The organism is Moorena sp. SIO4E2 (assembly GCF_010671945.1).
Taxonomy (GTDB): Bacteria; Cyanobacteriota; Cyanobacteriia; order Cyanobacteriales; family Coleofasciculaceae; genus Moorena; species Moorena producens.
In genome coordinates, this window is the sequence record NZ_JAAHIE010000449.1 from 1 (window position 1) to 6,199 (window position 6,199).

Here is a 6,199-nt window from a genome sequence, read left to right on the forward strand (position 1 = left end):
CTGGTTTGTACAGTCGCAGTTGAGTTTGATAGATATGATCAACATTTTCATCCAGTAGATACTTAATGGTCATTTCCCTTCTTGATCGCTTCTCGTTCAGCCTTGAGTTGCATCAGCTTGACCACAACTGGGGAAGGATTTTGCTGCTGTTGTTCTAGCATTTTACGACCATGGTCTAACCAATTAGTCAGGTAAGTACTCACAGTTTCTTGGTTATGCAGATAATACAGAATCGTAGCATAAATTTGCTCTAGTTCCAGGGTTGGATAACTTTGGTAAATTTCTTCAGGAGTACGCTGACGATGGATGAAATCATAGAGGATGGTTTCAATTCCTACTCTTGTGCCTCTGACTCGGATATCATTAGGGGCAAGAAATACAAAATAATCTTCCAGTTGCATGATTGGTCTGAGAACTCTGTTGCTATCTTGATCCTACACAAGAAGCAAGATTACACATTTGGTAGGGTGGGCATTGCTGGTTTCCAACCCTCAACCTTGCCGGAATTCACCTGAGCAATGCCCACCAATGGTTGATAGCGATCGCATTTTGTCGGGTGGGAAAAGATTATTGGGTATTGGTGGGCATTCCCCATTTCATTGATCGGGGTTCAATTTTGTTCTTTATCAGCAATGCCCACCCTACAATTCTACAATTCTCAATTCTTCATTCTACATTATTTTTGGTATTGGTGGGCATTGCCCATTTCATTGATCGGGGTTCAATTTTGTTCTTTATCAGCAATGCCCACCCTACAATTATCTCAATTCTCAATTCTTCATTCTACATTATTTTTGGTATTGGTGGGCATTGCCCATTTCATTGATCGGGGTTCAATTTTGATCTTTCTAAGCAATGCCCACCCTACGATTCTCGCGACTCAATTCTTAATTCTCAATTCTTCATTCTACATTATTTTTGGTATTGGTGGGCATTGCCCATTTCATGGTTCGGCCTTCAATTTTGATCTTTATCAGCAATGCCCACCCTACAATTCTAAATTCTAAATTCTAAATTCTAAATTCTAAATTCCTAATTTTTCTGAGGTGATAGACTTAGGGTAGAACAGTGAACCTGGATTTTAGGACGTAGTTCAATCGTCATTACAGTCTTTATTGCTTGATTATCGGGGGCGACTATAAAAGAAAATTTTCCTTGATGATAGTCTATAATTTCGATGGATTCTATTAATTCAAAGCTCAGGATTGCTTTGGACTCTCCGGCAAGCTTTAGCTCTATTTGTATAGATTCAGTAATGGTATTAACCCCAAACTTGAGAGTGGTATCTGAGGTATCGGTTACTTCGTAGCACCAATAACCATCCTGAGCTCGAACAGTTTGAGGTTCAGTGCAGAATAACTCTATCAAGGCTAGTGAATCCCAGTCACTCTGTAGTTTAATTGTTTCCATTATTGGAAGTTGATTTGGGGTTATCTACCATAAAGTATAGCGCTAATAAATCGTCTGGTTCGATCTGATATGACTTCCTAGCATTTTGTAGTAGTAGGGTGGGCATTGCTGGTTTCCAACCCCCTATGCTGCCCAAATTCACCTGAGCAATGCCCACCAACCAAGTAGCATTTTGTAGGGTGGGCATTGCTGGTTTCCAACCCCCTATGCTGCCCAAATTCACCTGAGCAATGCCCACCAATATCCAAGTACCCATGGATTCTTGGATATTGGTGGACATTGCCCATTTAATTGATCGCCGTTCAATTTTGATTTTAATCAGCAATGCCCACCCTACGATTATCTGGGTAATGCCCATCAACCGTTGATAATTCACTCACCAATCCTGGCTCCAATTTCCGAAAAATCTGGAACTAATGGTTGTCTCCCCCCGGCAACAACAACGCCAATCGATCTGATACTGACCTCTTTCAACCCATCTGGTGAAACTCGAATACTCCCACCGATGAGGACAAGATACCAACCCATGTTTGACGGGATTGTAATGAATATAATCTAAAACCTGTTGCAAGTCAGATTCATCTCGAATCACATGCTCCCAAAATCGGCGCTGCCAAACATTACTTTCTCTGTGTTTACGACGGGATGCCGATACATTCTGTGGCTTGAATTTTTTACCCCGTAGCGATCGCGTAAACAACACCTTAAACCGAGAAACCCGGTATGAATAAGCTGTATCCTCTGGGGGTAGAGTCCACAAAAAATGAATATGGTCAGGTAAAACAACTGCACCAGTAATTTCAAAAGGTCTCTCAGTGCGAGTTTTAGCAAGTGCAGCACGCAAATAGGCAATAGTTTCCGGTTCGGAAAACAGAGGGGTGCGGTGGTAGGTTACCAGGGTCAGAAAAAAGGTTCCACCTGGGACATAGGCTCGACGATATTCGGGCATGGTTGATGATTCCTGGGCATTGCTAGTTTAATTTCTAGGCTAACTAATCAAAGTTGATAGCGTAACCATTCTGTAGGGTGGGAAAAGCCTGTTTCCAACCCCAAATCCTGCCGGAATTCACATCACTCTTTGCCCACCAACCAGGGTACCCATTGCCGGTTTCCAACCCCCAACCCTACCGGAATTCACATCACTCTTTGCCCACCAATACCTGGTTGGTGGGCATTGCCTATTTAATTGATCGCCGTTCAATCATGATCGTTATCGGCAATGCCCACCCTACGATTATCTTTTGCCTCTTGCCTTGCGCGTAGCGCTATACTAAGCAATGCCCACCCTACGATTGTTGACTTTTTTACAAATATGAGATGCACCCGGTCAGAAGAAGAGCGATCGCATTTTGTAGGGTGGGTATTGCTTCAAACCAACCCCAAATCCTGCCGGAATTCACCTGAGCAATGCCCACCCTACGGGTATTGGTGGGCATTGCCTTTTTCATTGATTGACCTTTGGTCACGCTACGCGATCGCCGTTCAATTTTGATATTTATCAGCAATGCCCACCCTACGATTCTCAATTCTTCATTCTACATTCTCAATTCTTCATTCTACATTCTTTTGGGTATTGGTGGGCATTGCCTATTTCATTGATTGACCTTTGGTCACGCTACGCGATCGCCGTTCAATTTTGATATTTATCAGCAATGGCCACCCTAGGATTCAACTACTACTGCCTCCGATGGCTTAGTGTTGTTTTCCGCTGTATCAGTTGGTTCCCCTAAGGTTTCTTCCAGTACCTGAATTGCGCCACTAATGCGGAGTAAGGTTTCTCGCAAGTTGGCTTGTTTTGCTTCTAGTTCCGCTAGCATTTTTTGACCAGCTTCGTATTCGGTTTTTAGGGATTGTAAGCGTTGTTCGAGTTTTTCTTTCATGGTTTAGTTTAATCAGTAAGGAAAAGGTATTTCAAAATAAAAATCGTGGTCAATAAACTATGGATATTGGGTTGGTTAGGCTATGGATATTGGGCATTGGTGGGCATTGCCCATTTAATTTATGGGGTAACTGATGAAATATCTTCCTCAGCAATTCCCACCCTACGATTCTATATATAGAACTCATAAACTTCGATGCGTTTACCTTGACCCGACAAAGCTTACAACCTCCTTGCGGATAAACAGTACCCAGACATACCAATATTCATGCTCATTGTCATGGCTGGCGAAATCGGCATAAATATACCATCTGTTTCCATTTATGTAGGTGTAAACTTGAATGATGTTGGTGGGTGGACCCGCCTCAGCAATATCTCCCGATAGCGCTCGAAAACCAGCAATGACCGCCTCCCAATCACTAGTCGAATATAAGGTATTGTAACTGTCACTGCCCGAGAAGGGTCCAAATTTTTTAATCTCGAAAGGTTTTTGACCTTGAACTTTGATATCACCATTTTGTTCGACAGTGAGTTTTTGGTTAGCATCGGTAATTTCTGAAGAGCCATAGGCAATCTTGAATTGCTCGTCATCCATACCAACCATCCAGGAATTGCCTCCTGTGTTTTGGTTTTTGAATTGAATGAAAGCTTCGTTGCCATCACCACATTCAATTAATGCAGCAGTGTCACCGGCAGGACGGTAAAACCTTCCAACTACTCTGTTGCTATAGCTTGTTGAGGTTACCACATCCAGCATCTGATTCGGATTCGTTGTCCCGATACCAACATTACCATCTTTAATCACCATCTGGACTGTGCCACCACCAGCATTTAGTTCGTTATTGTGATGAGAGCCATCTTTGTACCAGGCAAAGTTTTTATCGGTGCGAAAATACTGTGTCTGGCTCTGAACACCAATGCCATAATCTTGGTTATACAAATTTATCATCTGCCTAGTTTGGGAGCCAAAACCAAGGGTATTAGAACCGCCTAGGCTGAAATTGTCGTTGAGGGTCAAACTTTCGAGGGTGGCATTGCCTGTGACAGTCAAATTCCCTTGTACTTTTAATTTTGATGAACCTGGATCTGTGGTGCCGATACCAACATTACCATCTTTAATTACCATCTGGACTGTGCCACCACCAGCATTAAGTTCTCCATTGTTATGAGAGCCATCTTTGTACCAGGCAAAGTTTTTATCGGTGCGAAAATACTGTGTCTGGCTCTGAACACCAATGCCATAATCTTGGTTATACAAATTTATCATCTGCCTATATTGAGAATCAAAACTAAGGGTATTAGAACCGCCTAGGCTGAAATTGTCGTTGAGGGTCAAACTTTCGAGGGTGGCATTGCCTGTGACAGTCAAATCGCTACTGACACTCAAATCTTTATTGAAAGTTGCATTATCTGCAACACTTAAAGTCCCATCTACTTTTAACTTTGATGAACCTGGATCTGTGGTGCCGATCCCAACATTACCATTTTTAATTACCATCTCGACTGTGCCACCACCAGCATTAAGTTCTCCATTGTTATGAGAGCCATCTTTGTACCAGGCAAAGTTCTTATTCGTGCGAAAATACTGTGTATTACTCTGAACACCAATGCCATAATCTTGGTTATACAAATTTATCATCTGCCTATATTGAGAATCAAAACCAAGGGTATTAGAACCGCCTAGGCTGAAATTGTCGTTGAGGGTCAAACTTTCGAGGGTGGCATTGCCTGTAACAGTTAAATCCCCTTGTACTTTTAACTTTGATGAACCTGGATCTGTGGTGCCGATACCAACCTTGCCTGCGAAGTAGTTATCTTCAGTACCTCCAAACCATGCAGAATTGTCTGCACTGCCAGTCCATCCAACATGGTCTACAAAGAAACGAACTGCTTCCCCTGAGCTTCTCACTTGGAAGATAGGATCACCCTCAGGGGGATTGTCTTCGACTCGATAGACTAAGCCGGTTGCCCCTTGAGTACCGTCACCGCGATGATTGCTGCTGTTGGGAGCTTCCATCAGCAGAGTACGCTCACCAGAGGTGTTACTGCTAGCACTAAAGCTGCCAGCTACACTAAGATTACTATTGAGAGTGGTATCACCTGTAACACTCAAATCACCATCAATAACAACCAAACTACTAGCACTATTACCATCAGAACGCAGTATCGGTCCAGTAATTTCACCATTACTCAAATTACCACTAGGCAAACGCACTCCAGAATACTGACGTACAGTGAAATCAAGAGTAACAACACCGCTGCGATTAATTGCCAGCCTTGCTAAAACAACTGAGTCTTCAGGCAAATTTCCCAAGGCAGCAACTTGGATATTGGGTTTTTCGTGCCAGCGCCTAGCACCACTACTACCCAAACCCCCCTCAGTTAATTGATCTGATTGTTCTTCTTGATAAGAAATAACTAAGTCAACTTCTTGATCTCTGTAGCTACTGAGATCAATTGGCGGAGAGTTTGTACTCAAAATAATCTGACGACCTTGACTGTCAAGAGCCGTACCAGGGGTAACAATCACCTGATCAGTAGTAGTCTCAAGGGTCAAACCATCACAAATTCCCGAAACCCGGAGGAATTGGTCTAGGCGGCGCTGTCGGTCAATATGATATTTTTGTTCATCAATAAAATCCTGGTCTTTTAAAAACTCACCATCAAAGTAACGTACTCTCTTGTCAATGTAAGGATACTGAGTATAATCTGCCATGGTAATTCTCCTAGTTATTGTTTATTGCAGTTTTGAATTGGGTGAGGTAGATGTTTTTAGGGAACAGGGAATAGGGAACAGGGAACAGGGAATAGGCAATAGGCAATAGGCAATAGGCAATAGGCAAATACTCCCCACAGTCCCCATCACCCCATCACCCCATCACCCCATCACCCCATCACCCCATCTCCCCA

General features: G+C 42.9%; 9 protein-coding genes and 1 pseudogene. 2 read left to right on the forward strand and 8 right to left on the reverse strand.

The features are described 5' to 3' along the window. Positions 1 to 62: 62 nt before the first annotated feature. Complete coding sequence (locus F6K37_RS30100; RefSeq protein ID WP_287254162.1) at positions 63 to 401, reverse strand: DUF433 domain-containing protein; 339 nt, start codon at positions 399 to 401, stop codon at positions 63 to 65. Between the two features lie 50 nt (positions 402 to 451). Next, positions 452 to 595 (reverse strand): hypothetical protein, encoded by a 144-nt coding sequence (locus F6K37_RS30105; protein WP_287254164.1) that lies wholly within the window; start codon positions 593 to 595, stop codon positions 452 to 454. A 37-nt stretch (positions 596 to 632) separates the two neighbouring features. Between F6K37_RS30105 and F6K37_RS30110 the strand changes: the two genes are divergently transcribed. Continuing rightward, on the forward strand, positions 633 to 1,007 hold the full coding sequence (locus tag F6K37_RS30110; RefSeq protein WP_287254165.1) for a hypothetical protein: 375 nt from the start codon (positions 633 to 635) through the stop codon (positions 1,005 to 1,007). Between the two features lie 25 nt (positions 1,008 to 1,032). Here the strand turns inward: F6K37_RS30110 and F6K37_RS30115 are convergent, their stop codons facing one another. From F6K37_RS30115 to F6K37_RS30135, 5 genes and pseudogenes are all read right to left on the reverse strand, one after another. Beyond that, positions 1,033 to 1,410: a hypothetical protein gene (locus F6K37_RS30115; protein WP_287254166.1), complete on the reverse strand. Its 378-nt coding sequence runs from the start codon at positions 1,408 to 1,410 to the stop codon at positions 1,033 to 1,035. Beyond that, positions 1,397 to 1,786, reverse strand: coding sequence for a hypothetical protein (locus tag F6K37_RS30120; protein ID WP_287254168.1), 390 nt, complete (start codon positions 1,784 to 1,786; stop codon positions 1,397 to 1,399). Before F6K37_RS30120 ends, F6K37_RS30115 begins: the two co-directional genes overlap by 14 nt. Continuing rightward, a pseudogene (locus F6K37_RS30125) lies at positions 1,783 to 2,359 on the reverse strand (REP-associated tyrosine transposase). The gene F6K37_RS30120 and the pseudogene F6K37_RS30125 overlap by 4 nt, the downstream one beginning before the upstream one ends. 355 nt (positions 2,360 to 2,714) lie before the next feature. Next, positions 2,715 to 2,915 carry a hypothetical protein gene (locus F6K37_RS30130; RefSeq protein WP_287254171.1) on the reverse strand — a complete coding sequence of 67 codons (201 nt, stop codon included), beginning with the start codon at positions 2,913 to 2,915 and terminating at the stop codon, positions 2,715 to 2,717. Positions 2,916 to 3,071: 156 nt separating this feature from the next. Next, positions 3,072 to 3,290 (reverse strand): hypothetical protein, encoded by a 219-nt coding sequence (locus F6K37_RS30135; protein WP_287254172.1) that lies wholly within the window; start codon positions 3,288 to 3,290, stop codon positions 3,072 to 3,074. A gap of 45 nt (positions 3,291 to 3,335) precedes the next feature. Between F6K37_RS30135 and F6K37_RS30140 the strand changes: the two genes are divergently transcribed. Further along, on the forward strand, positions 3,336 to 3,470 hold the full coding sequence (locus tag F6K37_RS30140) for a hypothetical protein (protein ID WP_287254173.1): 135 nt from the start codon (positions 3,336 to 3,338) through the stop codon (positions 3,468 to 3,470). Between the two features lie 21 nt (positions 3,471 to 3,491). Here the strand turns inward: F6K37_RS30140 and F6K37_RS30145 are convergent, their stop codons facing one another. Then, a complete protein-coding gene (locus tag F6K37_RS30145; RefSeq protein ID WP_287254175.1) occupies positions 3,492 to 6,005 on the reverse strand; it encodes an autotransporter outer membrane beta-barrel domain-containing protein in 2,514 nt (837 codons plus the stop codon). Positions 6,006 to 6,199: the final 194 nt, after the last annotated feature.

Coding starts and splice junctions, on each gene's coding strand:
- F6K37_RS30110 (WP_287254165.1), top strand. CDS start 633: ATGCCCACCCTACAATTCTACAATTCTCAATTCTTCATTCTACATTAT.
- F6K37_RS30135 (WP_287254172.1), bottom strand. CDS start 3,290: ATGAAAGAAAAACTCGAACAACGCTTACAATCCCTAAAAACCGAATAC.
- F6K37_RS30105 (WP_287254164.1), bottom strand. CDS start 595: ATGGGGAATGCCCACCAATACCCAATAATCTTTTCCCACCCGACAAAA.
- F6K37_RS30115 (WP_287254166.1), bottom strand. CDS start 1,410: ATGGAAACAATTAAACTACAGAGTGACTGGGATTCACTAGCCTTGATA.
- F6K37_RS30100 (WP_287254162.1), bottom strand. CDS start 401: ATGCAACTGGAAGATTATTTTGTATTTCTTGCCCCTAATGATATCCGA.
- F6K37_RS30145 (WP_287254175.1), bottom strand. CDS start 6,005: ATGGCAGATTATACTCAGTATCCTTACATTGACAAGAGAGTACGTTAC.